The sequence below is a fragment of the Bacillus sp. L_1B0_5 genome (assembly GCF_000836715.1).
GTDB lineage: Bacteria > Bacillota > Bacilli > Bacillales > Bacillaceae_G > Bacillus_A > Bacillus_A thuringiensis_S.
In genome coordinates, this window is record NZ_JXIS01000117.1 from 39151 (window position 1) to 64105 (window position 24955).

Here is a 24955-nt window from a genome sequence, read left to right on the forward strand (position 1 = left end):
ATTAATAAACGCATAATATATGAAAAGGCTGTTAAGAATGAATAGTAGAATACCTATGATTAATAAGCGATTAATACAATATAAATGATTATCTACATTGACAAACTTAAGAGAATTCTATTATATTTAGTCATATAATACATTAAATCAATGACGGAACAAGTACGTTACAGTCCATTTATAGAGAGAAGCTTCCATATGGCTGAAAGAAGCTTTAAATGAAGGGTAACAGAAAGCTAATCCTGAGAGCAGCTAATCACTGCCGTCTTGCCACGTTACGGCACCATGAGGTGATGAATTGATTGTTATTGTAATCAATTCATAATTAGGGTGGTATCGCGAGTTAACTCTCGTCCCTTTTATAGGGGCGGGAGTTTTTTATATTTAAGGAGGAAAATACAATGAAACAACTAACAGGCGCACAAATTCGTCAAATGTTTTTAGACTTTTTCCAAGAAAAAGGACATGCAGTAGAACCTAGTGCATCACTAGTTCCACATGAAGATCCATCTCTTCTATGGATTAATAGTGGTGTAGCAACATTAAAAAAATATTTTGATGGGCGTGTAATCCCACAAAATCCACGTATTACAAATGCTCAAAAATCAATTCGTACAAACGATATTGAAAACGTAGGGAAAACAGCTCGTCACCATACATTCTTTGAAATGTTAGGAAACTTCTCAATTGGTGATTACTTCAAAGAAGAAGCAATTACATGGGCTTGGGAATTCTTAACGAGCGACAAATGGATCGGATTCGATAAAGAATTACTATCAGTTACAATCCATCCAGAAGATGAAGAAGCATTTACAATTTGGAATGAGAAAATGGGTGTTCCAAAAGAGCGTATTATCCGTTTAGAAGAAAACTTCTGGGATATCGGTGAAGGGCCAAGTGGACCGAATACAGAGATTTTCTATGACCGCGGAGAAGCTTACGGTAATGACTTTAGTGACCCAGAATTATATCCAGGCGGAGAAAACGAGCGTTACTTAGAAGTATGGAACCTTGTATTCTCTCAATTTAATCATAATCCAGATGGTTCATATACACCACTTCCTAAGAAAAACATTGATACAGGGATGGGTCTAGAACGTATGACATCTATCGTTCAAGATGTGCCTACGAACTTTGATACAGATCTATTCATGCCGATGATTGGTGCAACAGAATCAATTTCTGGTGAGAAATACCGTAATGGCGATTTAGAAAAAGATATGGCATTTAAAGTAATTGCTGACCATATCCGTACAGTAACATTTGCTGTTGGTGACGGTGCTCTTCCTTCTAACGAAGGCCGTGGTTATGTATTACGTCGTTTATTACGCCGCGCTGTTCGTTATTCGAAGAAATTAAACATTAACCGTCCATTCATGTTTGAATTAGTACCGGTTGTTGGAGAAGTAATGAAAGACTTCTATCCAGAAGTACTTGAAAAGAAAGATTTCATTGCGAAAGTTGTGAAAAACGAAGAAGAGCGTTTCCATGAAACACTTCATGATGGTGAAGCGATTTTAGCTGAAGTTATTACAAAAGCAAAAGAAGAAAAAACAACTGTTATTTCTGGAGTAGATGCGTTCCGTCTATATGACACATACGGTTTCCCAATCGAATTAACAGAAGAATATGCAGAAGAAGCTGGTATGACAGTTGATCATGAAGGCTTTGAAAATGAAATGGAAAAACAACGTGAGCGTGCACGTGCTGCTCGTCAAGACGTTGACTCAATGCAAGTTCAAGGCGGTGTACTTGGAGAAGTTAAAGTAGCGAGTGAGTTCGTTGGTTACGGTACAGTTGCAACAGAAAGTAACGTTGTTGCACTTGTGAAAAACGGCGAATACACAGACAGTTTACAAGCTGGTGAAGAAGGACAATTAATGCTTGATGTAACACCATTCTATGCTGAGAGCGGTGGACAAATTGCAGACCGTGGTTACCTTCTTGCGGATGGTGTGAAAGTTCTTGTAAAAGACGTACAAAAAGCACCAAACGGTCAAAACTTGCATAAAGTTGTTGTTGAAGAAGGTACATTAACGAAAGATGCGGCTGTAAAAGCTATTATCGATACGAAAAACCGTAGTAGCGTTGTAAAAAATCATACAGCAACTCACTTACTACACCAAGCATTAAAAGACGTACTTGGAACACACGTTAACCAAGCAGGTTCTCTTGTAACTTCTGAACGTCTACGCTTTGACTTCTCTCACTTCGGTCAAGTACAAGCTGACGAATTAGAAAAAATTGAGCGTATGGTAAACGAGAAAATTTGGGAAAGTATTGATGTTGAGATTTCTCAAAAAGCAATCGAAGAAGCGAAAGAAATGGGCGCAATGGCATTATTCGGTGAAAAATACGGAGATGTTGTACGTGTTGTACAAGTTGGCGATTACAGCTTAGAGCTTTGTGGTGGTTGTCACGTTGAAAATACAGCTTCTATCGGTATTTTCAAAATCGTTGCTGAGTCTGGTATCGGTGCAGGAACTCGTCGTATTGAAGCAGTAACTGGTAAGTCTGCATACGAATTAATGAACGATCAAGTAGGTTTATTAAAAGAAGCAGCAGGAAAAATGAAAACAAATCCGAAAGATATTTTAACAAGGGTTGATGGTCTATTTGCTGAAGTGAAACAACTGCAAAAAGAAAATGAATCTCTTGCTGCGAAATTAAGCAATATCGAAGCTGGAAACTTAACTGATTCTGTAATGACAGTTGATGGTGTGAATGTATTAGCAGCGAAAGTAAATGTTGCAGATATGAACAACTTACGTACGATGATGGATGATCTAAAAAATAAATTAGAGTCAGCAGTTGTTGTATTAGCGTCTGTTAATGACGATAAAGTAAACATCCTAGCAGGTGTAACGAAAGACTTAATTAGCCAAGGTTACCATGCTGGTAAGCTTGTGAAAGAAGTAGCCTCTCGTTGCGGCGGTGGCGGTGGCGGCCGTCCTGATATGGCACAAGCAGGCGGTAAAAACCCAGCTCAAGTCGAAGAAGCTTTAGCATTTGTACAAGAGTACGTTAAATCTGTTTCAAAATAAAGAGATAGTAGTGTACAATGGTAGGGAGAGGAGAAGTTCTTCTCCCTATACTTACTATATAAGTGAGGTGCTTGAAATGGACGGTTTTGATAAAACAATGAAGTTTAGCATTCAAGATGAAAAACAGAGTGTCCATGTAAATGATGTACTTTTAACTGTGTATGATGCACTTCAAGAAAAAGGCTATAATCCGATTAACCAAATCGTCGGTTATTTATTAAGTGGAGACCCAGCATACATACCTCGCCATAAAGATGCACGTAGCATCGTTCGCAAGCTTGAACGTGATGAAATCATTGAAGAGCTTGTGAAGTCTTACTTGAAACATCATCGTGAGGAGTAGTTTATGCGGATATTAGGTTTAGATGTAGGTACAAAAACAGTCGGAGTTGCAATTAGCGACGAAATGGGCTGGACAGCACAAGGATTAGAAACAATTAAGATTAACGAAGAACGAGGTCACTTTGGTTTTGATCGTATTTCTGAGTTAGTAAAGCAGTACGATGTGGATAAAATAGTAGTAGGTTTACCTAAAAATATGAATGGTACAATTGGCCCACGTGGTGAAGCGTGCCAGCAATTTGCAGAAAACCTACGAGAGCTGTTACAATTAGACGTTGTAATGTGGGACGAGCGTTTGTCAACGATGGCAGCGGAACGTCTACTCATTTCAGCTGATGTAAGCCGTAAGAAGCGAAAGCAAGTAATCGATAAGATGGCTGCAGTCGTAATCTTACAAGGATTTTTAGATAGAAAATAAGAGGTGACCAAAATGGAAGAACGTCAAATTACAATTGTAGACGAAAAAGGTAACGAACATTTATGTGAAATTATTTTCACTTTTGATGCTGAAAAATTTGGTAAAAAATCATACGTAATCTTCTCTCCAATCGGTGAAGTAGATGAAGATGGAGACCCAATTTATGATGCAATGGCTTATGAGCAAAATGAAGAAGAGGGCGGAGTTTTACTTCCAATCGAATCTGAAGAAGAGTGGGAAATGGTACAAGAAACGTTCAACACTATTGCTGATGAGCAAGAAGCTGAATAATAAGTACTGAAAAGATGGACGATATACAGTCCATCTTTTTTTGTATTTATATGTAAAATGAAAGATTTTTTGTCGAAACTGTGTAAGTCTTTGTAGTATAATGAGACGGATTGTAGAAAAATAAAGTGTCTATTAAAAAAGATAAGTGAATTTGTTGCATTTTTACATCGTGCTGTATAGAAAGGTGTACATACGGTCTACAATTAAGTAAGGAGGAAATGTTTTGATAGAGAATCAAGTGAAAAAGAAGCGTAGACGCATCTTTTTATTTTCGATTATTGCACTGCTTTTAGTTTGTGGTTCAGTCTATGCGTATATTTCATCCGCATTAGGACCAGTTGATAGCGGGAATAAAAAAGAGATTGAAGTAGAAATTCCGAAAGGATCATCTACAAGTAAGATTGGAGAAATTTTAGAAGAAAAAGGCGCTGTGAAAAACGGTACAGTTTTTAGTTTTTATACAAAGGCTAAATCGAAAAGTTTACAAGCAGGTACATATTTATTAAATCCTTCGATGAATGCTAAAGATGTTATTGAACAAATGTCATCTGGCAACGTGCATCGTCCAGCTCTTTATAAAGTGACGATCAAAGAAGGAGCGCAAGTAACTGAAATTGCAGAAACGATTGCGACAGAACTAAAGTGGAATAAAGACGATGTTACGCGTCAATTAAACGATAAAGCATTTATTCAAAAAATGCAGCAAAAGTATCCGAAGTTATTAACGGATAAAATCTTTGATAGTAATATTAAATACCTATTAGAAGGTTATTTATATCCTGCGACGTATTCGTTTTATAAGAAAGATACGACGTTAGAAGAAATCGTAATTCCGATGCTTGAGAAAACAAATGCAATCATTGTTCAAAATGAGGCGAAAATGAAAGCGAAGAACTGGGATGTTCATCAGCTTTTAACATTATCTTCACTTATTGAAGAAGAGGCAACTGGTTTTACAGATCGTCAAAAGATCTCTAGTGTCTTTTATAATCGTTTAGCGAAAGGTATGCCGCTTCAAACGGATCCAACGGTATTATATGCACTTGGAAAGCATAAACAACGTGTATTATACGAAGATTTAAAGGTCAACTCACCGTACAATACGTATGTTGTAAAAGGATTGCCGGTAGGGCCGATCGCAAACTCTGGTAAACATTCAGTGGAAGCTGCGTTAGAACCTGCGCAAACAGATTATTATTATTTCTTAGCTGCACCAAGTGGTGAAGTGTACTATGCAAAAACATTAGAAGAGCATAATGCATTAAAGCAAAAATACATTACGAAAAAACAGTGAAATGGGGAGGGATAGCGAAAAAGGTCGCACATCCCTCTTTTTTGTGGTAAAATATATCGGGTTAAAAACTGGCAGAAGAATCGTTTTTAATATCAAAACGGGACGTACAAGCTAAGGGTAAAACTGGCTTGTATTTTTATTGCATTCTATGTGGGAAAAGACGTCATAGAGGCACTTCTCCATGTAAATAAGGAGGACCATTTATGGAGGATGCAGTTAACGAGTACCTATTATCATTTATTGATCCGAAAGATAAATTAATTCTTGAAATGGAAGAATATGCAACAGAAAATCATGTGCCGATTATGGATCGACTTGGAATGGAATTTATGCTGCAATTTTTACGTTTAATTGGACCGAAAAGCATTTTAGAACTTGGAACAGCAATCGGTTATTCTAGTATTCGTATGATGCAAGCTATTCCAAATTCACGTATTGTGACAGTTGAGCGCAATCGTGAGCGATATGAAAAAGCACTTGAATATATAGAACGTTCCCCAGTAACAGATCGTATTTCAGTTATTTACGGTGATGCGTTAGAGACAGGTGAACAAGTAAAAGAACACGGGACATTTGACGTTATTTTTATTGATGCAGCAAAAGGACAGTATCGTCGCTTTTTTGACTTATATGAACCGTTATTAAATCCTGGTGGCGTAATTATTTCAGATAATGTTATGTACCATGGTCTTGTAACGACAAAAGAGAAAATTGAAAACAGACGTACACGTGGTTTAATCCGTCGTATTAAGACGTACAATGAGTGGCTTATGAACCATGAAGGATATGATACAACGATTTTCCCAATTGGTGATGGAGTAGCTGTTAGTAAAAAGAGAGGGTGACCAAGGTATGAAGAAACCTGAATTGTTAGTAACGCCAAGAGCGGTGGCGGATATCGAACTTCTTGCGAAAGCAGGAGCAGATGCGGTAATGATCGGTGAGCAAAAGTTTGGTTTACGTTTAGCAGGGGAGTTTTCATGTGAAGATGTAAAACAAACTGTGAAGATTGCGCATGAAAATGGTGTGAAAGTATACGTAGCAATGAACGCTATGTTCCACAACGATAAAGTAGAAGAATTAACAGATTACGTTTCATTTTTAAATGAAGTAAATGTAGATGCAATTGTTTTCGGAGATCCAGCAGTATTAATGGCTGTTCGCGAAGTAGCGTCAAATATGCAGTTGCACTGGAATACAGAAACGACAGCAACAAACTGGTTCACTTGTAATTACTGGGGACAAAGAGGAGCGAAGCGTGCTGTATTAGCTCGTGAGCTGAGCTTAGATGAAATTGTTGATTTAAAAGAAAATGCTGAAGTGGAACTAGAAGTACAAATTCACGGTATGACTTGTATGTTCCAATCGAAGCGTTCATTAGTAGGAAACTACTTTGAGTATCAAGGACGTAATCTTGACATTGAAAAGAAAAAATATGAAGAGAATATGTTCTTATATGACCCAGAGCGTAACAATAAATATCCAATTTATGAAGATGAAAATGGTACTCACATTATGAGTCCGAACGATATTTGTTTCATCGATGAATTAGAGGAACTAATCGAAGCTGAAGTTGACAGCTTAAAAATCGATGGTGTACTAAAAAGCTCTGAATACATTATTGAAGTAACGAAGAAATATCGTCAAGCGATTGATTTATGTGTGGAAGATCGTGATGCATATTATGACGTGAAAGATGCTCTATATAAAGAAATAGAAGAAATGCAACCAGTAAATCGTCCGTTAGACACAGGATTCTTCTTTAAAGAAACGGTTTACTAAACGAGGAGGGTGTAGGAAATGACTGTACAAGAAATTTCACGAGTAATCGATGGCAAGCGCGTTATTGTGAAGAAACCTGAACTGTTAATCCCTGCGGGTAACTTAGAAAAATTAAAAGTAGCTATCCATTATGGGGCAGATGCTGTATATTTAGGTGGACAAGAATTTGGTCTTCGTTCGAATGCAGGTAACTTTACGCTGGAAGATATGGCAGAAGGCGTTGAATTTGCAAAGAAATATGGAGCGAAAATATATGTAACAACAAATATTTTCGCACATAATGAAAATATGGACGGGCTAGAGGAATATTTAAAAGGGATTGAAAAAGCTGGCGTAACGGGAATTATCGTTGCCGATCCGCTTATTATTGAGACGTGTAAACGTGTAGCGCCTTCTGTTGAGGTGCATTTGAGCACACAGCAATCACTATCCAACTGGAAAGCAGCACAGTATTGGAAAGAAGAAGGTTTACACCGTCTTGTATTAGCTCGTGAAGCAAGCTATGAAGAAATGAAAGAAATTAAAGACAAAGTGGATATTGAAATTGAAGCATTCGTCCATGGTGCAATGTGTATCGCATATTCAGGAAGATGTACATTAAGTAACCATATGACAGCGCGTGACTCTAATCGTGGCGGTTGTTGCCAATCTTGCCGCTGGGATTATGATTTAGTTCAAACAGTATCACAACATAAAGATGCAAAAGAGCTTCCTCTATTCCAAGAAGAAGATGCTCACTTTGCGATGAGTCCAAAAGATTTAAATTTAATTTTATCAATTCCGAAAATGATTGAAATTGGAATCGATAGTTTAAAGGTAGAAGGACGTATGAAATCAATCCATTACGTAGCGACTGTAGCAACTGTATATCGTAAAGTAATTGATGCTTATTGTGCGGATCCGGATAACTTTGAGTTTAAACAAGAATGGTTAGATGAGCTTGATAAATGTGCAAATCGTGATACAGCTCCTGCATTCTTTGAAGGGGTTCCAGGACATCAAGAGCAAATGTTTGGAAATCATAGTAAGAAAACAACGTATGATTTTGCTGGTTTAGTGTTAGATTATAATGAAGAAACGGGCATCGTAACGCTTGAGCAACGTAATCATTTCAAACCAGGACATGAAGTGGAGTTCTTTGGACCAGAAATAGAAAACTTTACGCAGACGGTGGAGAAAATTTGGGATGAGGATGGAAACGAATTAGATGCAGCGAGACATCCGTTGCAAATCGTGAAATTCAAAGTGGATCAACCAGTGTATGTGAATAATATGATGCGCAAAAGCATACTTCAATAAGAAAGAGTGGTAGTCGAATGGGGACGAATAAGCCTGTTGTAATTGGAATCGCTGGTGGTTCAGGATCAGGAAAAACAAGTGTAACGAAAGCGATTTTTGACCATTTTAAAGGTCATTCCATTTTAATCTTGGAGCAAGATTATTATTACAAAGATCAAAGCCATTTACCAATGGAAGAGCGTTTAAAAACAAATTATGATCATCCGCTTGCGTTTGATAATGATCTGTTAATTGAACATTTGCAGCAGTTGCTTGCATATGAGCAAATTGATAAGCCTGTATATGACTATACATTGCATACGCGTTCAGAAGAAATTATTCCAGTTGAGCCGAAAGATGTAATTATTTTAGAAGGGATTCTTATTTTAGAAGACCCACGTCTCTGTGAGTTGATGGACATTAAGTTATTCGTTGATACAGATGCTGACCTTCGTATTCTGCGCCGCATGCAGCGTGATATTAAAGAGCGCGGTCGTACGATGGATTCAGTTATTGATCAGTACGTAACTGTTGTACGTCCAATGCACAATCAATTTATTGAGCCTTCTAAGAAATTTGCGGATATTATTATCCCTGAAGGTGGACAAAACCATGTTGCAATTGATATTATGGTGACAAAAATTGCAACAATTCTTGAACAAAAAGTAAATTTGTAATAGCATAGTAAAAGATGTACGGTAGGAAGGGATTTTTTCCCTTCCCATCGAATACAATGAAACATGCAACCTCATCTATATATAGGTGAGGGCATATTTATATCAACTTTCCATACATATCTTCTTTATATAAAGAAGAATTGGAAATACGGGGTTGTATGTGACAACTCCGCTAGTGCAAGGGTACTAGAAACCTCCGCTAACAATGGAAGCGGAGGAGTTTTCATATGGAACTCCTCTTTTTTTCGGGGGATTGGTATATAAAAGGAGTGGAAAATATGTCAACAGAAAAAACATACCCTATGACGCAAGAGGGTAAGCAAAAACTAGAGAACGAACTTGAGCAATTAAAAACAGTAAAACGTAAAGAAGTAGTAGAACGTATTAAAATCGCACGTAGCTTCGGGGACCTTTCTGAGAACTCTGAGTACGATGCAGCAAAAGATGAGCAAGCGTTCGTAGAAGGACGTATTACACAATTAGAAAATATGATTCGTAACGCAGTTATCATTAAAGATAATGGCGAAGTATCTACTGTTGTTACATTAGGTAAAACAGTAGCATTTAAAGAATTACCAAACGGAGATGAAGAAGCGTACACAATCGTAGGTAGCGCGGAAGCTGATCCATTTGAAGGAAGAATTTCTAACGATTCTCCAATCGCAAAAAGCTTATTAGGTAAGCAAATTGGTGAGAAAGTAACAATCCAAACACCAGGCGGAGAAATGCAAGTAGAGATTGTCTCTGTAAAATAATAAAAAAATCACTCGTGTAAAAACGAGTGATTTTTTTATTTGTATAAAAGATGAAACACTCCGTCCAAACTATAATAGACGAGGTGTTTTTTATGAAAATAAAACGGAGAATTACAATTGTTTTAATTTGTTTTATGGGCATTATGTTTTTATTGCTTTGTCGTTTAATTCAAATCCAAATTATAGATACAGAATCATTTACTGATCGCAAAATAAATTTAATTGAAAAAAGTGTTACGCAACGTACGCAATCCATTGCAGTAGACGATGGGCGTGGGCAGTTTATAGATCGTCATGGTAAAGAAATAGGTGAGGAAAAGTATCCTGTTTTAATTGTTTTTCCATTTTTACAAATAAAAAATGACATGTTAGAGAAAATCGCGCATATCATTGGTGTGTCGAGACAAGAGATCAGAAGACAAATGAAAAATAAAAAAAATGCATTTATACTGCAAGGGGAAACTGTTCCATTTCGAGTGACACGAGAGCAGATGGAGAAGGTAAATCAATTACATGTATTAGGTATTGTAGCAGCTGAAGTACGATTAAAACAAACTGGAGAGATAAATCATTTAATTGGTGATGTAGGGGAGAACGAAAGAGAATTTCAAAATCGATATGGAGAAGTGAAAAAAATTTCAAAACAAACGCCGATAGGTATTTCAGGATTGCAGCAATCATTTGATGAATTTTTATTGACTGATGGAGAGGCAAAAGTATTGTATCAAGTAGATCGGCAAGGAGAACCGATTTTTGGAAATCAAGCGAAATATACTTCACCAGGAAATCCATTTTACCCAGTTAGGATTCAAACTACTTTACATAAAGGATTGCAGCAAAAAGCAGAAGAAGTGATTGAAGCAAACGAAATAAAGAAGGGGGGATTAGTATTACTTGATGTAAAGACAAATGAAATATTAGCGATGGTCAGTAAACCGTCTTTACAAGTAAGAGATAAGAATTTATATAAGACTACACTTGAAAATCAAATGTTAACGCCACATTTTCCAGGCTCTGTTTTTAAAACAGTAGTTGCAGCGGCAGTCATTGATCAAAAAGTGAATTTGTTTAATCGGACATTTAACTGTAATAAAGATTTATATGGTGAAAACGACCCACAAGTTATGATGGGTACGCTTAACTTCAAAGAGAGCTTTGCTAGGAGCTGTAACAGGACATTTTCTGAGTTAGGTAACGAGCTATTACAAAAGGATAGGACGGTGCTAGAAACATACGTAGCAGCTTTAGGAGCAAATGAAAAGGTTGGATGGAAAGGTTCGGTATTTCATACACCTCATTTTGAGCAAATGCCAGAAGAGAAAGGCACTACTATTTGGGGGAATGAAGAAAATAAAAATAGTAAAAAAGCGGTAGAGCAAACAGCGATTGGACAGAAAGATGTACGTATATCACCTCTAGCAATTGCAAATATGATGGCGACGATTGCGAGGAATGGAGAAAAGATGGAAGTGAAAGCTGTTGAAAAAATAGTATATAAAAATGGAGTGGATTTCTTTACATTTGAGAACCATACGTTACATGGAAAACAGCTTTCGTATGAAACAGTGAAAACATTACAAGAGTTATTAAGAGGTGTTGTAACAAGGGAGAAAGGTACAGGAACGGCATTCCGCTCGTTGCCGCTCAGTGTCGCTGGAAAATCCGGAACAGCGCAAACAGGGAAAGAGACGAGGGTGAATCGCTGGTTTGCAGGTTACTTTCCGTATGAGAATCCAAGATATGCTTTAGTTGTTGTTGATCTAGAGACAGATAGCAAAGTGAATAAAGTTACACCTATTTTTAAAGATATGGTAGGAGCAATCTATCAATTGGAGAATGAAAAGTAATCTTGCAATTTATAGTGAATTGTTTTCATTTCATGAAAATATCATTGTAAATGTTCAACCTTTCTAGATTTAATGTTACAATAGCAATTAGGAAAAACTGCATGGAGGTTTGGAGAATGGCAGGAGGATCAAGATTCCAACAGAAACAACAAAAACGTCGTCAAAACGGTGTTTTAAATATTGCAATCGCTATTGTGTTACTATTAGTAGCTATTGTAGCATATCAATTGTTCGTTCCTAATACGAAAGAGCAAGCATCTTCTAGTGATAAGAAAGTCTCTCAACAAACAACAAAGAATGAGAAAGCTGGAAAATCAGAAGATAAAGCATCTGCTAAGAAAAAAGAAAAAGAGCAAGAGCAAGCAGAAGCTAAGCAAAAAGCTGAAGAAGAGAAGTTAAAGACTGAGGAAGAAAAGAAAAAAGCTGAAGAAGAAGCGAAAGCTAACGAGAAAGTATCAGCTGAAAAAACTGTATCCAAGGCAAAAGAGGCTTATACAAAACCTTCTTGGAAAGCTGTAGGAACAGAACAAGGTTCATCACCAGCGATGACGTTTAAACAGGGGTCATCAGATTGGAATGAGATGCAAAGTGCAATTGCTGCAGGTATTGAAGTACCGAAGGAGCAATTAGTATTCCATTTTGTTGGAAGAGACAAAACTGGAAAGAGCAAAGCTTATGGTGACGTTCAAGATAAGCAAAGTGGAAAAAGATATTACGTAAATATTGATTGGGTAGATAATGAGGGCTGGAAACCAGTACTTGTTCAAACTCTAAACTAAAAAAAGAGAAGCTCCTTAGGAGCTTCTCTTTTTTTAGTTAACGCAATTTCTTTAATTTAAAATGAACAACCGCGCTATAATACGGTCTTTTGCTTTCAGGATCCATAACCATTTGATGTGAGATGTGATGAACTTCAAGCATAAGTGCTTTATTATTATCGATTTGTTCACTAATTTTTCGTTCTAAAGAAGCTAAGTCTCCCGCTTCAAAAAATTCTATTTTATCTTCTAACATTTCAAAGGTAAATGACATGAAGACGGCCCCTCTCCTATGTAATCAACTATAGTGTAACAAAGAAAAGAAGGAAATACCATGTACATTTCAATTGACATTTTTAGAAAGAGGGAATATCATACTGATAAAACCGATAAGAAAAAGGGGAATTTTTATGGGCACAGAATTTAATGGTTTATTTGATGAGTGGGCTCATACGTACGACTCATTCGTACAAGGCGAAGATATACAATATAAAGAAGTTTTCGCCCATTATGAGGATATTCTAGAGGATGTAGTTAACAAGTCATTTGGTAATGTATTAGAATTTGGTGTCGGTACAGGTAATTTAACAAATAAATTATTACTTGCTGGCCGCACAGTTTACGGTATAGAACCGTCGCGTGAAATGCGTATGATTGCAAAAGAGAAATTGCCAAAAGAATTTTCGATTACAGAAGGTGATTTTCTGTCGTTTGAAGTCCAAAATTCAATTGATACCATTGTTAGCACCTATGCATTTCATCATTTAACAGATGATGAAAAAAATGTAGCGGTTGCGAAGTATAGTCAATTGCTAAACAAAGGTGGTAAAATAGTGTTTGCTGATACGATATTTGCAGATCAAGATGCATATGATAAAACTGTTGAAACAGCAAAACAAAGAGGTTTTCACCAGTTAGCAAACGATTTGCAAACGGAATACTATACACGTATTCCAGTTATGCAGACTATTTTTGAAAACAATGGCTTCCATGTAACGTTTACGAGATTAAATCATTTCGTTTGGGTAATGGAGGCAACTAAGCAATAGAAAGAGGGATTAGATTGAGAATTGCTGTAATTGGAGCAATGGAAGAAGAAGTACGTATTTTACGTGACAAATTAGAACAAGCAGAAACAGAAACGGTTGCAGGTTGTGAATTTACGAAAGGACTATTAGCAGGACATGAAGTAATCTTGTTAAAGTCTGGTATTGGTAAAGTAAATGCAGCGATGTCAACGACAATTTTATTAGAAAAGTATAAGCCTGAAAAAGTAATTAATACTGGTTCAGCTGGTGGATTCCATCATTCTCTAAACGTTGGTGATGTAGTTATTTCCACTGAAGTTCGTCACCATGACGTAGATGTAACAGTATTTAACTATGAATATGGTCAAGTACCAGGAATGCCGCCTGGATTTAAAGCTGATGAGGCGTTAGTTGCATTAGCTGAGAAATGTATGCAAGCTGAAGAAAATATTCAAGTTGTAAAAGGTATGATTGCAACAGGTGATTCATTTATGAGTGATCCGAACCGCGTTGCAGCCATCCGTGATAAATTTGAAAATCTTTATGCGGTAGAAATGGAAGCAGCAGCTGTTGCACAAGTATGCCACCAATATGAAGTTCCGTTTGTTATCATTCGCGCACTTTCTGATATTGCTGGTAAAGAATCAAATGTTTCATTTGATCAGTTTTTAGATCAAGCAGCTCTTCATTCTACAAACTTTATCGTAAAAGTGTTAGAAGAGTTAAAGTAATGTAACAAAAAGGCAACTGTCTCATATAAAGAAAATACATACAGTTGCCTTTTCTTTATTGGCAAACAAGGGGGAGAACACGATGAATGTATATCGTGGAGTTCATGAGTTAATCGGTCATACACCAATTGTAGAAATTACTCGTTTTTCACTTCCGAAAGGGGTCCGTTTATTTGCAAAACTTGAATTTTATAACCCAGGCGGAAGCGTTAAGGATCGTTTAGGAAGAGAATTAATCGAAGATGCGCTAGAAAAAGGGCTTGTTACCCAGGGTGGAACAATTATTGAACCGACTGCTGGGAATACTGGTATTGGACTGGCACTTGCAGCGTTAGAACATGATTTGCGCGTTATTGTTTGTGTACCAGAGAAATTTAGTATTGAAAAACAAGAGTTAATGAAAGCGCTAGGTGCAACGGTCGTGCATACACCGACTGAGCAAGGAATGACCGGTGCAATTGCAAAAGCAAAAGAGTTAGTAAATGAAATACCGAATTCATACTCTCCAAGTCAATTTGCAAATGAGGCAAATCCTCGTGCATATTTTAAAACGTTAGGCCCTGAACTGTGGGATGCATTGAATGGAGAGATTAACATATTTGTTGCTGGAGCAGGAACTGGCGGTACTTTTATGGGGACTGCATCTTATTTGAAAGAAAAAAATATAGATATTAAAACAGTTATCGTAGAGCCAGAAGGATCTATTTTAAATGGTGGTAAGGCTGGTTCACATGAGACCGAAGGAATTGGATTGGAATTTATCCCGCCATTTTTGAAGACATCTTATTTTGATGAAATTCATACGATTTCTGATCGAAATGCATTTTTAAGAGTGAAAGAATTAGCGCAAAAAGAAGGACTTCTCGTTGGAAGCTCTTCAGGAGCAGCATTTCATGCGAGCTTACTTGAGGCAGAGAAGGCAGCGCCAGGTACAAATATTGTAACAATTTTTCCTGATAGCAGTGAGCGCTATTTAAGTAAAGACATATACAAAGGATGGGAATAAAAAATGAGAGCAAAGACAAAGTTAATTCATGGTATTCGCATAGGAGAACCTTCAACTGGATCTGTAAACGTACCGATCTATCAAACAAGTACGTACAAACAAGAAGCAGTTGGTAAGCATCAAGGATATGAATATTCACGTACAGGTAACCCAACACGTGCAGCTTTAGAAGAAATGATTGCCGTATTAGAAAATGGTCATGCTGGATTTGCATTTGGTTCTGGAATGGCTGCTATTACAGCGACAATTATGTTGTTCTCAAAAGGTGACCACGTTATTTTAACAGATGATGTTTATGGTGGGACGTATCGTGTTATTACAAAAGTATTAAACCGCTTCGGTATTGAACATACATTTGTAGACACAACAAACTTAGAGGAAGTTGTAGAAGCAATTCGTCCAAATACGAAAGCAATCTATGTGGAAACACCAACGAATCCATTACTAAAAATTACTGATATTAAGAAAATATCTACTCTTGCTAAAGAGAAAGATTTATTAACAATTATTGATAATACATTCATGACGCCATATTGGCAGTCGCCGATTTCTTTAGGAGCAGACATTGTACTTCACAGTGCAACGAAATATTTAGGAGGTCATAGTGACGTAGTTGCAGGTCTAGTAGTGGTAAATAGCCCACAACTAGCAGAAGACCTTCACTTTGTACAAAACTCAACAGGAGGTATTCTTGGACCACAAGATAGCTTCTTACTACTTCGCGGTTTAAAAACATTAGGAATTCGTATGGAAGAACATGAAACGAATTCACGCGCTATTGCTGAATTCTTAAATAATCATCCAAAAGTAAATAAAGTATATTACCCAGGTCTTGAATCACATCAAAACCACGAATTAGCAACAGAACAAGCAAATGGATTTGGTGCTATTATCTCGTTTGATGTAGATAGTGAGGAAACATTAAATAAAGTACTTGAGAAACTGCAATACTTTACACTTGCTGAAAGCCTAGGAGCAGTAGAAAGTTTAATTTCTATCCCATCTCAAATGACACATGCATCAATCCCAGCAGATCGCCGTAAAGAATTAGGAATTACAGATACATTAATTCGTATTTCTGTCGGTATTGAAGATGGTGAAGATTTAATTGAAGATTTAGCACAAGCGCTAGCGTAATAAAAAATGCACTGCTAATGTGGAGCAGTGCATTTTTATTATGTTAATTTGTGAAATGTTTCACAAATTAGACATACACAAATGAAATGATTTCATGTATATTGAATTCATGAAATGTTATTCACGAGCAAATTTGTGAAATATTTCACAAACAATGGGATTCATGTAGGACGGTAACTCTATTTTTTTTCGCTAATCGGGACTTATTATGACCTATAGGGACTTATAAAGACCGTGATAACAGAATAGGAGGAAATTTACATGGTAGTCAAAGAGAAAGTTGTAAATGAAATGCAAGAGGTAAAAGAGATGATTGATACGTTAGTAAATAACGGTCAACAAGCTTTACAAGCATTAGAAAGTTTTACACAAGAGCAGATTGACAACATTGTTCATGAAATGGCATTAGCAGGTGTTGATCAACATATGCCACTTGCAAAATTGGCTGTTGAAGAAACAGGCCGTGGTGTCTATGAAGACAAATGCATTAAAAATATTTTTGCCACTGAATATATTTGGCATAGTATAAAGCAAGATAAAACGGTAGGAATTATTCACGAAGATCCTTATGAAGAAATAATAGAAATTGCAGAACCTGTCGGTGTAGTAGCTGGGGTAACGCCAGTAACGAATCCAACGTCGACAACAATGTTTAAAGCGTTAATTGCAATAAAAACGAGAAATCCAATTATTTTCGCATTTCATCCTTCTGCACAAAATTGTTCTGTGGCAGCAGCGAAAACCGTATATGATGCAGCAATGAAAGCTGGTGCACCAAAACATTGTATTCAATGGATTGAGAGACCGTCTGTCGAAGCGACGAAACAATTAATGAACCATGATGGTGTGGCACTCGTTCTAGCAACTGGAGGCGCTGGTATGGTGAAATCAGCTTACTCTACTGGAAAACCAGCGCTAGGTGTAGGTCCTGGTAATGTACCGTGTTATATAGAAAAATCAGCACATGTAAAACGAGCTGTTAATGATTTAATTTTATCGAAAACATTTGATAACGGTATGATTTGTGCATCGGAACAAGCAATCATTGTCGATAAAGAAATCTATGATGATGTTAAAACAGAAATGATCGAAAACAATTGTTACTTTGTAACAGAAGAAGAAAGAAAAAAATTAGAAAAGCTCGTTATAAATGAAAATACATGTGCAGTAAATAGTGATATTGTAGGGAAATCAGCACAGTATATTGCCGAATTAGTTGGGATTACTGTTCCTGAACATACAAAAATGCTTGTAGCTGAAATTCAAGGTATCGGAGCAGCATATCCGTTATCTCGTGAGAAACTGAGCCCAGTATTAGCTTGTGTGAAGGCGAATTCATTAGAAAAAGGATTTACATATTGCGAAGAAATGTTGAACCTCGGTGGTTTAGGACATTCAGCAGTTATTCATTCTACAAATAAAGAAGTGCAAAAGCAATTTGGATTACGTATGAAAGCTTGCCGTCTCATTGTAAATGCACCTTCATCACAAGGTGGAATAGGGGATATATATAACGGATTTATTCCATCACTTACACTTGGTTGTGGTTCTTACGGAAAAAATTCAGTTTCCCAAAATGTAACAGCGACTCATTTATTAAATATAAAAAGGCTGGCAAATAGAAAAAAGAATATGCAGTGGTTCAAATTGCCACCAAAAATTTATTTTGAAAAACATGCTACAGCGTATTTAGCAAATATGCCTAACATTTCACGTGCATTTATTGTAACGGATCCTGGAATGGTTGAACATGGCTATGTCGATACAGTCACGCACTATTTAAACAAGCATGCAAATGATGTGAAAATTGAAGTTTTCTTTGAGGTCGAACCAGATCCATCAGATGAAACTGTCTTTAAAGGTGCGGAAATGATGAGAAGCTTTAAGCCAGATGTAATTATCGCACTTGGTGGCGGTTCAGCTATGGATGCAGCAAAAGGAATGTGGTTATTCTATGAGCATCCAGAAACGACATTCTATGGCATTAAACAGAAGTTTTTAGATATAAGAAAACGTACATGTAAATATCCGGAATTAGGAAAAAAGGCGCAGTTTGTTGCGATTCCAACAACATCAGGAACAGGATCAGAAGTGACACCATTTGCGGTTATTACAGATAAGAAAAATAATATAAAGTATCCGCTCGCAGATTATGAATTAACACCAGATGTAGCAATTGTTGATCCGCAATTTGTAATGACAGTACCACCACATGTAACAGCAGATACTGGTATGGATGTTTTAACACATGCAATTGAGGCGTATGTGTCTGTTATGGCAAATGACTATACAGATGGATTAGCATTAAAAGCTATTGATCTCGTATTCAAATATTTACCGAGAGCATATAAAGATGGAAATGATGAAGAAGCACGGGAAAAAATGCATAACGCTTCTGCAATTGCAGGGATGGCATTTGCAAATGCTTTTCTAGGTATTAATCACAGCTTAGCACATAAAATTGGTCCAGAATTCCATATACCACACGGACGTGCAAATGCAATTCTTATGCCGCACGTAGTCCGCTATAATGCTATTAAGCCAAGAAAACACGCATTGTTCCCAAAATATGAGCACTTTGTAGCAGATGAACGCTATGCACATATTGCGAGAATGCTTGGGCTTCCAGCAAGCTCAGTAGCAGAAGGTGTGGAATCACTCGTCAAAGCAATTATTGAGCTTGGAAAAAGCTTAAATATTAATATGAGTATTGCAGGGCAAGGAGTAGATAAAGAGCAATTTGAAGAGGTTGTTGGAGTATTAGCAGAAAGAGCTTTTGAAGATCAATGTACAACTGCTAATCCAAAGTTACCGCTTATTTCAGAGCTGAAAGAAATTTATATGGAAGCATATAAGGGTGAATAATGATTACAAAAGAGCCGCAGTAAAGCGGCTCTTTTTTTGTTGGAAAACATCTCCCAGAATGCCTGTATTTACTGGTCTTTCAGTTTCATAGAATATGATAAAGTGAAATGGAGGAGTGAGAATATAATGAAAGAATTACAAGGGAAAATAGAAGATTATACTAGGTTCGGACAAATTCTTCTCGCTGTAAGTACATTGTTAATGGTTGGCTTGTTGATTCCGGATGGAGCAAAAGAGACAATCCAATTTTTTGTTATGATGGGGAGCATCGTTATATTTTTAAGTTTATCATTCTTTTTCTTTCAGCGTGTGAAAGTGATGCGTGACCAGTTAGAGGAAAATGAATGTGAATAATATTGTTAACTAGAGCGAGGCGAAAAGAAAGAATCTTTTTGTCGCGCTTTTTGTTTTTTGTAGAAAAATGTATGCGTTTCATGTTGACAATGATAATCCTTATCAATTAAAGTAGAATAGTAGTTAATGATTATCATTATCAATTAGAGGTGAAGGAATGAAAAAGTCTATTACGCTATTTACAGCGATTTTATCTATTTTTTTCTTGTTAATAGGTTGCAGTGCCAAAGGGGACGAAAAAGCGTCTGCAACCAAAACAGAAAAAGGAAAAGAAAAAATCGAAATTACCGACCTGTCAGGGAGAAAGGTAACATTCGATAAAGTACCAGAAAGTTTTGCAACATTAAGTATGGGAGACATGGATATTATTCATGCTTTAGGTGGAAAAGTAGTAGGTCGTCCGGATACGAAATTAACTCTTCCAGAGGAGTTAAAGAAAGCAAAAGTAATCGGGAATGCACATCAACCGAACTTTGAGCAAATTGCTAGTTTAAAGCCCGATGTACTTGTTGCTAACAATGGATTCCAAAAGAATGTGCCAACGGTTGAAGGACAAGGAACGAAAGTAATCATTTCTTCTGCGAATTCTGTACAAGATATTCAAAAGAATATTGAATTATATGGAACAGTAATGAAGAAAGAAGATAAAGCAAAAGAACTTAATCAAAAAATCAATGATCAAATGAAGAAATATGAGAAAAAGAGCGATGTGAAAGCATTGCTAGTGTATGGCGCACCAGGTACTTATTTAGCGGCATTACCAACATCTTTATCAGGTGATGTTTTAGAAAAAACAGGCGGGAAAAATATTGCTTCTGATTTTCCAGAAACGAAAGAATATCCGCAATATGCACAGCTAAGTGTAGAACGTATTATTGAGGCGAATCCAGATGTCATTTATTTAATTACACACGGAGATCCAAAAAGTGTGAAAAAAGCATTCGAAGGCGAAATGATGAAAAATGAAGCGTGGAAAAATTTAGATGCAGTAAAACAAAACCGCGTAGTTATTTTGCCACCTGATTTATTTGGATCTAATCCTGGGACAAAAGTTACAGAAGCAATGGACTTTATGTATAAAAGTATACAAGATGTAAGGAAATGATACGTATGGAAAGTAGTGAAGTAGTAAGAGAAAAGGAACATCCTTTTGCGAAAAAAAGATGGATAATAGCAGTTACTTTAGTTGTATTAACAATTCTAGGCCTCTTTTACGGTCTTTTCGCAGGAAGTTTATCCTTTTCTGTACGAGACATTCTAACAGGTATACAAGATGAAGGTTCGACAGTTCATCGAATTGTATGGGATCTTCGCATACCGAGAGTTCTCGTTGGGTTTATAGTAGGAACATGTTTAGCTGCATCTGGTACACTGTTGCAAGGGGTTATGAGAAACCCTCTTGCAGATCCTGGTATTATTGGGGTTTCATCTGGGGCAGGTCTTGTAGCAATTGTCATCATGATTTTATTCCCACAGCATCTAGCTTTTTTACCACTAGGGGCGTTTTTAGGAGCTTTCATAACAGCAATGGTTATTTATGCTTTATCATGGCAAAAAGGGGCACCACCTTCAAGAATCGTCTTAGTAGGAGTGTCAATCAATGCATTAATTGGTGCAGCAACGTCAGCTTTAATGTTATTACATAGTGACAAAGTACAATCCGTGTTACCGTGGCTAGCGGGCGGCATTGGTGGTGTAAGTTGGGCACATTTAAACATGATTATTTATTATGCAATATTCGCCATTATATTAGCTTTCTTTGGTATTAAGCATATTCGAGTGTTAATGCTTGGAGATGAAATGGCAAAACTATTAGGACATAATGTGGAAAAAAGTCGGTTTTATTTAATCGTAGTAAGTACATTATTAGCTGGAATTGCAGTAAGTGTGTCTGGTCTTATTGGATTTGTCGGTCTTGTCGTACCACATATGCTACGTTTATTAGTTGGAAATGATTATAGATATTTGCTACCTTTATCATGCCTTGGCGGCGGGGTATTACTTGTTTTTGCGGATGCAATAGCTCGAAGTTGGTTTGACCCAATCGAATTGCCTGTTGGTATTTTACTGTCCTTCTTAGGTGGTCCTTTCTTCTTATATTTAATTCATAGAGGAGGAAAACAACGTGATTTCCGTTAACAAAGTGTTTTATGCACACTCTGAAAGATTTCAAATGCAAAATATGAATGTACATATTAAGGCTGGAGAAATCGTTAGTTTAATTGGTCCGAATGGATCGGGAAAATCTACTTTGCTTCGTTTAATAGCAAGGCTACTGAAACAAAGCGAAGGGGACATCATTTTAGATGGGAAAAATATTCATATGATGAAGAGTGCTGATGTAGCGAAGCAATTAGCGATGTTACCACAAATGCATGATCATCAATTAGATTTGACAGTGAAAGAACTAATTGAGTTCGGAAGAGGTCCACATAAATCATGGAGTAGCCGCTTAAATAAAGAAGATGAAGAAATTGTTGATTGGGCATTGTCTGTTACAAATCTTGAAGGGTATGAATATCGTCTTTTACATTCTTTATCAGGAGGGGAACGGCAACGTGCTTGGATTGCGATGACGCTAGCGCAACGTACAAATGTCTTATTATTGGATGAACCAACAACCTTTTTAGATATCGTTCACCAGTTGGAAGTAATGGAACTTGTGAAACGATTAAATGAGGAGTTTGGAATGACGATTATAATGGTTTTACATGACATTAACCAAGCTGCTCAATATAGCGATCGTTTACTTGTATTAAAGCGAGGAAAGATTCAGTATGATGGTATACCAGAAGAAGTACTATGCCATGAAATGTTTCAACATGTATTTGGCATAGATGTAGATATTTTTCAAGGAAATGACAAGCCGTTTTTTACACCGAAACGAATTTCTAAAAGGGGAGAAGAGCGATGCAAACAGAAGAGCGTATTACCACTGAATTAGTAAGAGAATTTGTTATGGCAGCTCACGGGGATTTAGAGAAAGTACAAGAGCTATTGGCTGAATCGCCAAGCTTACTTCACGCCTCTTATAATTGGGGTGGATCAGATTGGGAAAGTGCGTTAGGGGCATCGGCACATGTAGGTCGTAAAGATATTGCTCTTTATTTACTAGAAAAGGGTGCTCGGATGGATATTTTTGCAGCAGCTATGCTTGGTGAATTAGAAATTGTACAAGCTATTTTAGTAGCTCAACCAGAAGCATTGCATGCATCTGGTCCTCATGGTATTTCTCTTCTTCAGCATGCACGAATGGGTGGAGAGAAATCTAAGCGTGTATATGATTATTTAGCAATACTATCTTAATGAATGAAGTTCTTATGTGCGGTAAACTTTTCACTTGAAACAATTGGAAAGTTTACCGCCCGTTAGAACGGGATAAGTATCTAGTATATTTGAAAATCCTACACCCCCCTCAATTGTAGTTTTCTTTATGCTAGTTATGATATGGATGCGGTAGACAATATTTGTCTACTGCTTTTTTTAGTTGTTAAGAATGAATATTCTGTATTTTATTGTTGGTTCATTTATCCCGCTATTTTCCAGGCAGTAAGACTCCCGCCTAAAAATTCGGCTAAAGCAAAGAAGTTAGACGGGAGATACACTGCCCGTAAACGCCTGGTTGGTGAAGGCTAATAATCAGTGGGGATGAACAAAATTTCCCACTGATTAAAGTTTCACTTTATAATAAATAGTAACATTTCGTATACACACAAAACGTGATCGTGAAATGAAGAAAAAATTAGTGGAAAGGAGTGCCAGCATGTTTCATACAGAACGTTTACAAATTCGCAAATATACAATGGATGATTTACAGTTCTACGCTTCACTATGGGGGAACGAGAAGGTAATGCGTTATATTGGAAATGGGACGTTAAAAACATATATGCAGTGTAAAAAAAGTCTGGAGGAATGGGTGATTCCTAGCTATAAAAACGGTCTCGGTTTATTTGTATTGATTGAAAAGGAAACGGGAACAAGAATTGGTCATGCAGGGCTGATACAGCAGAAGATAGATGGAAAAGAGGAAATTGAAATTGGTTATTGGTTACTTCCTCAGTATTGGGGAAAAGGGTATGCAAAAGAAGCGGCGGCAGCATTTCGTAACTATGGTTTCCAAGCATTACGAATGAATAAATTAATTTCTCTTATTAATCCGAATCATCCGGCCTCAATATTTGTTGCTAGAAAAACTGGGCTCAGCTATGAGAAAACAACATCATTTCATGGAATCGATGTTCTAGTTTATTCTATTAAGCGTGTTGGATGAAAAAATTACTTTTTTAAAGGTAAATTACATTTTTTGAAGAATGGTATATGAAAATAAAGGGAGGGGTTACATGTACATTTATCATAATGGACTTATTATTCGTGAGGGAACGAGTAGTGTACCAGCATATGCAATTAAAGCTTTGTTTGAAGATGCCGGTTGGAGTAATGATAATATCCCTTCGTGGCAAATTGAAAAATTTACGATAGCATTCGAAAATTCAACATGGGCTTTCACAATTTGGGATGAGGAAGAGATGATTGCGATGGTTAGAGTCATTTCTGATGGAATTATGATTGCGAACATAGTAAATTTAGTTGTGAAGTGTGAATATAGAGGGAAGGGATTAGGTAAGAAGCTTGTAGCTCTTTGCTTGCAAAAACTTCCCCACGGTGATTGGTTTGCACATACATCAGCGAACAATTTTGATTTTTATAGAAGCTGTGGATTTGAAGTTAGAGAGCTATCGAGAAATGGAACATGTGCGTATTATGGATATCAAGTCGCGAAAAGAGATGGTCACCGATAAATGAAGGAAAAGAAAAAGTATAGCGAGGTAATTTTGAGACTTTTGATAATAGAGAATGGATTGAGGCTCTTTTTATGATAAAATAAAAGAAAATTCTGTTTATTATTAGGGGGATAAAAATGAGTATAAAAGTTGGGGATGTATTTAAATATGAAAGAAGATTTACTGAGGAAGAAGTTTTTGAATTTGCAAATATTACCGGTGATAAAGGTAGACACCATGTGGAATACGATGAAAACGGAAGATTAATGGTTCATGGTTTATTGACTGCTAGCATTGGGACGAAAGTGGGAGAAGAGTTACATTACATAGCAAGAGAATTAGTAAGTGAGTTTATTAGACCAGTTTTCACAGGAGATACGATCACTTGTGAACTAACGTTAACAAATGTTGAGCAAATGGAAGGTTATAAAAAAGTTTCAATCGAGTCAGTTTATCGCAATCAGGATGAAAAGACAGTACTAGTTGGGACAAGTTATGGAATTATAAGGGGATAAAAAAGAAGCCTGTTTAACAGGCTTCTTTTTTCAGGCTGTGGAGAAAGTCTTC

26 protein-coding genes and 1 other annotated feature are annotated in these 24955 nt (G+C 36.8%); of the genes, 25 read left to right on the forward strand and 1 reads right to left on the reverse strand.

Translation table 11 applies throughout. The features are described 5' to 3' along the window. Positions 1–141: 141 nt before the first annotated feature. Positions 142–361, forward strand: a binding site (T-box leader). Between the two features lie 40 nt (positions 362–401). From alaS to RT27_RS28265, 12 genes are all read left to right on the forward strand, one after another. Continuing rightward, positions 402–3044, forward strand: a complete 2643-nt coding sequence (alaS, locus tag RT27_RS28210) for an alanine--tRNA ligase (protein WP_043938433.1) — start codon at positions 402–404, stop codon at positions 3042–3044. A gap of 76 nt (positions 3045–3120) precedes the next feature. After that, a complete protein-coding gene (locus RT27_RS28215) occupies positions 3121–3387 on the forward strand; it encodes an IreB family regulatory phosphoprotein (protein ID WP_000348591.1) in 267 nt (88 codons plus the stop codon). Between the two features lie 3 nt (positions 3388–3390). After that, positions 3391–3804, forward strand: a complete 414-nt coding sequence (gene ruvX, locus RT27_RS28220; protein WP_001221190.1) for a Holliday junction resolvase RuvX — start codon at positions 3391–3393, stop codon at positions 3802–3804. 12 nt (positions 3805–3816) lie between these two features. Continuing rightward, a complete protein-coding gene (locus tag RT27_RS28225) occupies positions 3817–4095 on the forward strand; it encodes a DUF1292 domain-containing protein (RefSeq protein WP_000392731.1) in 279 nt (92 codons plus the stop codon). A gap of 223 nt (positions 4096–4318) precedes the next feature. Then, a complete protein-coding gene (gene mltG / locus RT27_RS28230; RefSeq protein ID WP_043938434.1) occupies positions 4319–5389 on the forward strand; it encodes an endolytic transglycosylase MltG in 1071 nt (356 codons plus the stop codon). Between the two features lie 203 nt (positions 5390–5592). Further along, positions 5593–6234: an O-methyltransferase gene (locus tag RT27_RS28235; protein WP_000389102.1), complete on the forward strand. Its 642-nt coding sequence runs from the start codon at positions 5593–5595 to the stop codon at positions 6232–6234. 7 nt (positions 6235–6241) lie between these two features. After that, positions 6242–7171 (forward strand): peptidase U32 family protein, encoded by a 930-nt coding sequence (locus RT27_RS28240; protein ID WP_043938435.1) that lies wholly within the window; start codon positions 6242–6244, stop codon positions 7169–7171. An 18-nt stretch (positions 7172–7189) separates the two neighbouring features. Then, positions 7190–8470 carry a U32 family peptidase gene (locus RT27_RS28245; RefSeq protein ID WP_000217961.1) on the forward strand — a complete coding sequence of 427 codons (1281 nt, stop codon included), beginning with the start codon at positions 7190–7192 and terminating at the stop codon, positions 8468–8470. Between the two features lie 17 nt (positions 8471–8487). After that, positions 8488–9126: a uridine kinase gene (gene udk / locus RT27_RS28250; protein WP_000537080.1), complete on the forward strand. Its 639-nt coding sequence runs from the start codon at positions 8488–8490 to the stop codon at positions 9124–9126. Between the two features lie 278 nt (positions 9127–9404). After that, positions 9405–9881 carry a transcription elongation factor GreA gene (greA, locus tag RT27_RS28255; RefSeq protein ID WP_082044944.1) on the forward strand — a complete coding sequence of 159 codons (477 nt, stop codon included), beginning with the start codon at positions 9405–9407 and terminating at the stop codon, positions 9879–9881. Between the two features lie 92 nt (positions 9882–9973). Beyond that, complete coding sequence (locus RT27_RS28260) at positions 9974–11728, forward strand: penicillin-binding transpeptidase domain-containing protein (protein ID WP_043938437.1); 1755 nt, start codon at positions 9974–9976, stop codon at positions 11726–11728. A gap of 116 nt (positions 11729–11844) precedes the next feature. After that, positions 11845–12507, forward strand: a complete 663-nt coding sequence (locus RT27_RS28265; protein WP_043938438.1) for a YrrS family protein — start codon at positions 11845–11847, stop codon at positions 12505–12507. A 37-nt stretch (positions 12508–12544) separates the two neighbouring features. Here RT27_RS28265 and RT27_RS28270 read toward each other — a convergent pair whose 3' ends face one another. After that, complete coding sequence (locus RT27_RS28270; RefSeq protein WP_000010979.1) at positions 12545–12760, reverse strand: YrzA family protein; 216 nt, start codon at positions 12758–12760, stop codon at positions 12545–12547. Positions 12761–12896: 136 nt separating this feature from the next. Here RT27_RS28270 and RT27_RS28275 point away from each other — a divergent pair, with 136 nt between their 5' ends. The 13 genes from RT27_RS28275 (at position 12897) to RT27_RS28335 (ending at position 24903) form a co-directional block, all read left to right on the forward strand. Then, a complete protein-coding gene (locus tag RT27_RS28275) occupies positions 12897–13535 on the forward strand; it encodes a class I SAM-dependent methyltransferase (protein ID WP_043938439.1) in 639 nt (212 codons plus the stop codon). Between the two features lie 14 nt (positions 13536–13549). Then, positions 13550–14245 (forward strand): 5'-methylthioadenosine/S-adenosylhomocysteine nucleosidase, encoded by a 696-nt coding sequence (mtnN, locus tag RT27_RS28280; RefSeq protein ID WP_029443343.1) that lies wholly within the window; start codon positions 13550–13552, stop codon positions 14243–14245. A gap of 82 nt (positions 14246–14327) precedes the next feature. Further along, positions 14328–15251, forward strand: a complete 924-nt coding sequence (locus RT27_RS28285) for an O-acetylserine dependent cystathionine beta-synthase (protein ID WP_001103877.1) — start codon at positions 14328–14330, stop codon at positions 15249–15251. A gap of 3 nt (positions 15252–15254) precedes the next feature. Continuing rightward, on the forward strand, positions 15255–16388 hold the full coding sequence (locus tag RT27_RS28290) for a bifunctional cystathionine gamma-lyase/homocysteine desulfhydrase (RefSeq protein WP_001201921.1): 1134 nt from the start codon (positions 15255–15257) through the stop codon (positions 16386–16388). A gap of 261 nt (positions 16389–16649) precedes the next feature. Further along, on the forward strand, positions 16650–19253 hold the full coding sequence (adhE, locus tag RT27_RS28295; protein WP_043938440.1) for a bifunctional acetaldehyde-CoA/alcohol dehydrogenase: 2604 nt from the start codon (positions 16650–16652) through the stop codon (positions 19251–19253). A 126-nt stretch (positions 19254–19379) separates the two neighbouring features. Continuing rightward, positions 19380–19607 carry a YrhC family protein gene (locus RT27_RS28300; protein WP_000661454.1) on the forward strand — a complete coding sequence of 76 codons (228 nt, stop codon included), beginning with the start codon at positions 19380–19382 and terminating at the stop codon, positions 19605–19607. Between the two features lie 157 nt (positions 19608–19764). Next, positions 19765–20712 carry an ABC transporter substrate-binding protein gene (locus RT27_RS28305; RefSeq protein WP_016080223.1) on the forward strand — a complete coding sequence of 316 codons (948 nt, stop codon included), beginning with the start codon at positions 19765–19767 and terminating at the stop codon, positions 20710–20712. A 5-nt stretch (positions 20713–20717) separates the two neighbouring features. Next, the gene (locus RT27_RS28310; RefSeq protein ID WP_002082127.1) at positions 20718–21746 is read left to right on the forward strand and encodes an iron ABC transporter permease; all 1029 of its coding nucleotides are present in this window, start codon (positions 20718–20720) and stop codon (positions 21744–21746) included. Then, positions 21733–22551, forward strand: a complete 819-nt coding sequence (locus RT27_RS28315) for an ABC transporter ATP-binding protein (protein ID WP_016080224.1) — start codon at positions 21733–21735, stop codon at positions 22549–22551. Before RT27_RS28310 ends, RT27_RS28315 begins: the two co-directional genes overlap by 14 nt. Then, complete coding sequence (locus RT27_RS28320) at positions 22518–22913, forward strand: ankyrin repeat domain-containing protein (protein ID WP_029443341.1); 396 nt, start codon at positions 22518–22520, stop codon at positions 22911–22913. Before RT27_RS28315 ends, RT27_RS28320 begins: the two co-directional genes overlap by 34 nt. A 424-nt stretch (positions 22914–23337) precedes the next feature. Then, a complete protein-coding gene (locus tag RT27_RS28325; RefSeq protein WP_142397206.1) occupies positions 23338–23877 on the forward strand; it encodes a GNAT family N-acetyltransferase in 540 nt (179 codons plus the stop codon). 70 nt (positions 23878–23947) lie between these two features. Further along, positions 23948–24406 carry a GNAT family N-acetyltransferase gene (locus RT27_RS28330; protein WP_000276126.1) on the forward strand — a complete coding sequence of 153 codons (459 nt, stop codon included), beginning with the start codon at positions 23948–23950 and terminating at the stop codon, positions 24404–24406. A gap of 119 nt (positions 24407–24525) precedes the next feature. Next, complete coding sequence (locus RT27_RS28335; RefSeq protein ID WP_016080227.1) at positions 24526–24903, forward strand: MaoC/PaaZ C-terminal domain-containing protein; 378 nt, start codon at positions 24526–24528, stop codon at positions 24901–24903. Positions 24904–24955: the final 52 nt, after the last annotated feature.

Bases quoted from the DNA above. Each gene is read 5' to 3' on its own strand.
- alaS (WP_043938433.1), top strand. From the start codon at position 402: ATGAAACAACTAACAGGCGCACAAATTCGTCAAATGTTTTTAGACTTT.
- RT27_RS28215 (WP_000348591.1), top strand. From the start codon at position 3,121: ATGGACGGTTTTGATAAAACAATGAAGTTTAGCATTCAAGATGAAAAA.
- ruvX (WP_001221190.1), top strand. From the start codon at position 3,391: ATGCGGATATTAGGTTTAGATGTAGGTACAAAAACAGTCGGAGTTGCA.
- RT27_RS28225 (WP_000392731.1), top strand. From the start codon at position 3,817: ATGGAAGAACGTCAAATTACAATTGTAGACGAAAAAGGTAACGAACAT.
- RT27_RS28235 (WP_000389102.1), top strand. From the start codon at position 5,593: ATGGAGGATGCAGTTAACGAGTACCTATTATCATTTATTGATCCGAAA.
- RT27_RS28240 (WP_043938435.1), top strand. From the start codon at position 6,242: ATGAAGAAACCTGAATTGTTAGTAACGCCAAGAGCGGTGGCGGATATC.
- RT27_RS28245 (WP_000217961.1), top strand. From the start codon at position 7,190: ATGACTGTACAAGAAATTTCACGAGTAATCGATGGCAAGCGCGTTATT.
- udk (WP_000537080.1), top strand. From the start codon at position 8,488: ATGGGGACGAATAAGCCTGTTGTAATTGGAATCGCTGGTGGTTCAGGA.
- greA (WP_082044944.1), top strand. From the start codon at position 9,405: ATGTCAACAGAAAAAACATACCCTATGACGCAAGAGGGTAAGCAAAAA.
- RT27_RS28260 (WP_043938437.1), top strand. From the start codon at position 9,974: ATGAAAATAAAACGGAGAATTACAATTGTTTTAATTTGTTTTATGGGC.
- RT27_RS28265 (WP_043938438.1), top strand. From the start codon at position 11,845: ATGGCAGGAGGATCAAGATTCCAACAGAAACAACAAAAACGTCGTCAA.
- RT27_RS28270 (WP_000010979.1), bottom strand. From the start codon at position 12,760: ATGTCATTTACCTTTGAAATGTTAGAAGATAAAATAGAATTTTTTGAA.
- RT27_RS28275 (WP_043938439.1), top strand. From the start codon at position 12,897: ATGGGCACAGAATTTAATGGTTTATTTGATGAGTGGGCTCATACGTAC.
- RT27_RS28285 (WP_001103877.1), top strand. From the start codon at position 14,328: ATGAATGTATATCGTGGAGTTCATGAGTTAATCGGTCATACACCAATT.
- RT27_RS28290 (WP_001201921.1), top strand. From the start codon at position 15,255: ATGAGAGCAAAGACAAAGTTAATTCATGGTATTCGCATAGGAGAACCT.
- adhE (WP_043938440.1), top strand. From the start codon at position 16,650: ATGGTAGTCAAAGAGAAAGTTGTAAATGAAATGCAAGAGGTAAAAGAG.
- RT27_RS28300 (WP_000661454.1), top strand. From the start codon at position 19,380: ATGAAAGAATTACAAGGGAAAATAGAAGATTATACTAGGTTCGGACAA.
- RT27_RS28305 (WP_016080223.1), top strand. From the start codon at position 19,765: ATGAAAAAGTCTATTACGCTATTTACAGCGATTTTATCTATTTTTTTC.
- RT27_RS28310 (WP_002082127.1), top strand. From the start codon at position 20,718: ATGGAAAGTAGTGAAGTAGTAAGAGAAAAGGAACATCCTTTTGCGAAA.
- RT27_RS28320 (WP_029443341.1), top strand. From the start codon at position 22,518: ATGCAAACAGAAGAGCGTATTACCACTGAATTAGTAAGAGAATTTGTT.
- RT27_RS28325 (WP_142397206.1), top strand. From the start codon at position 23,338: ATGAAGAAAAAATTAGTGGAAAGGAGTGCCAGCATGTTTCATACAGAA.
- RT27_RS28330 (WP_000276126.1), top strand. From the start codon at position 23,948: ATGTACATTTATCATAATGGACTTATTATTCGTGAGGGAACGAGTAGT.
- RT27_RS28335 (WP_016080227.1), top strand. From the start codon at position 24,526: ATGAGTATAAAAGTTGGGGATGTATTTAAATATGAAAGAAGATTTACT.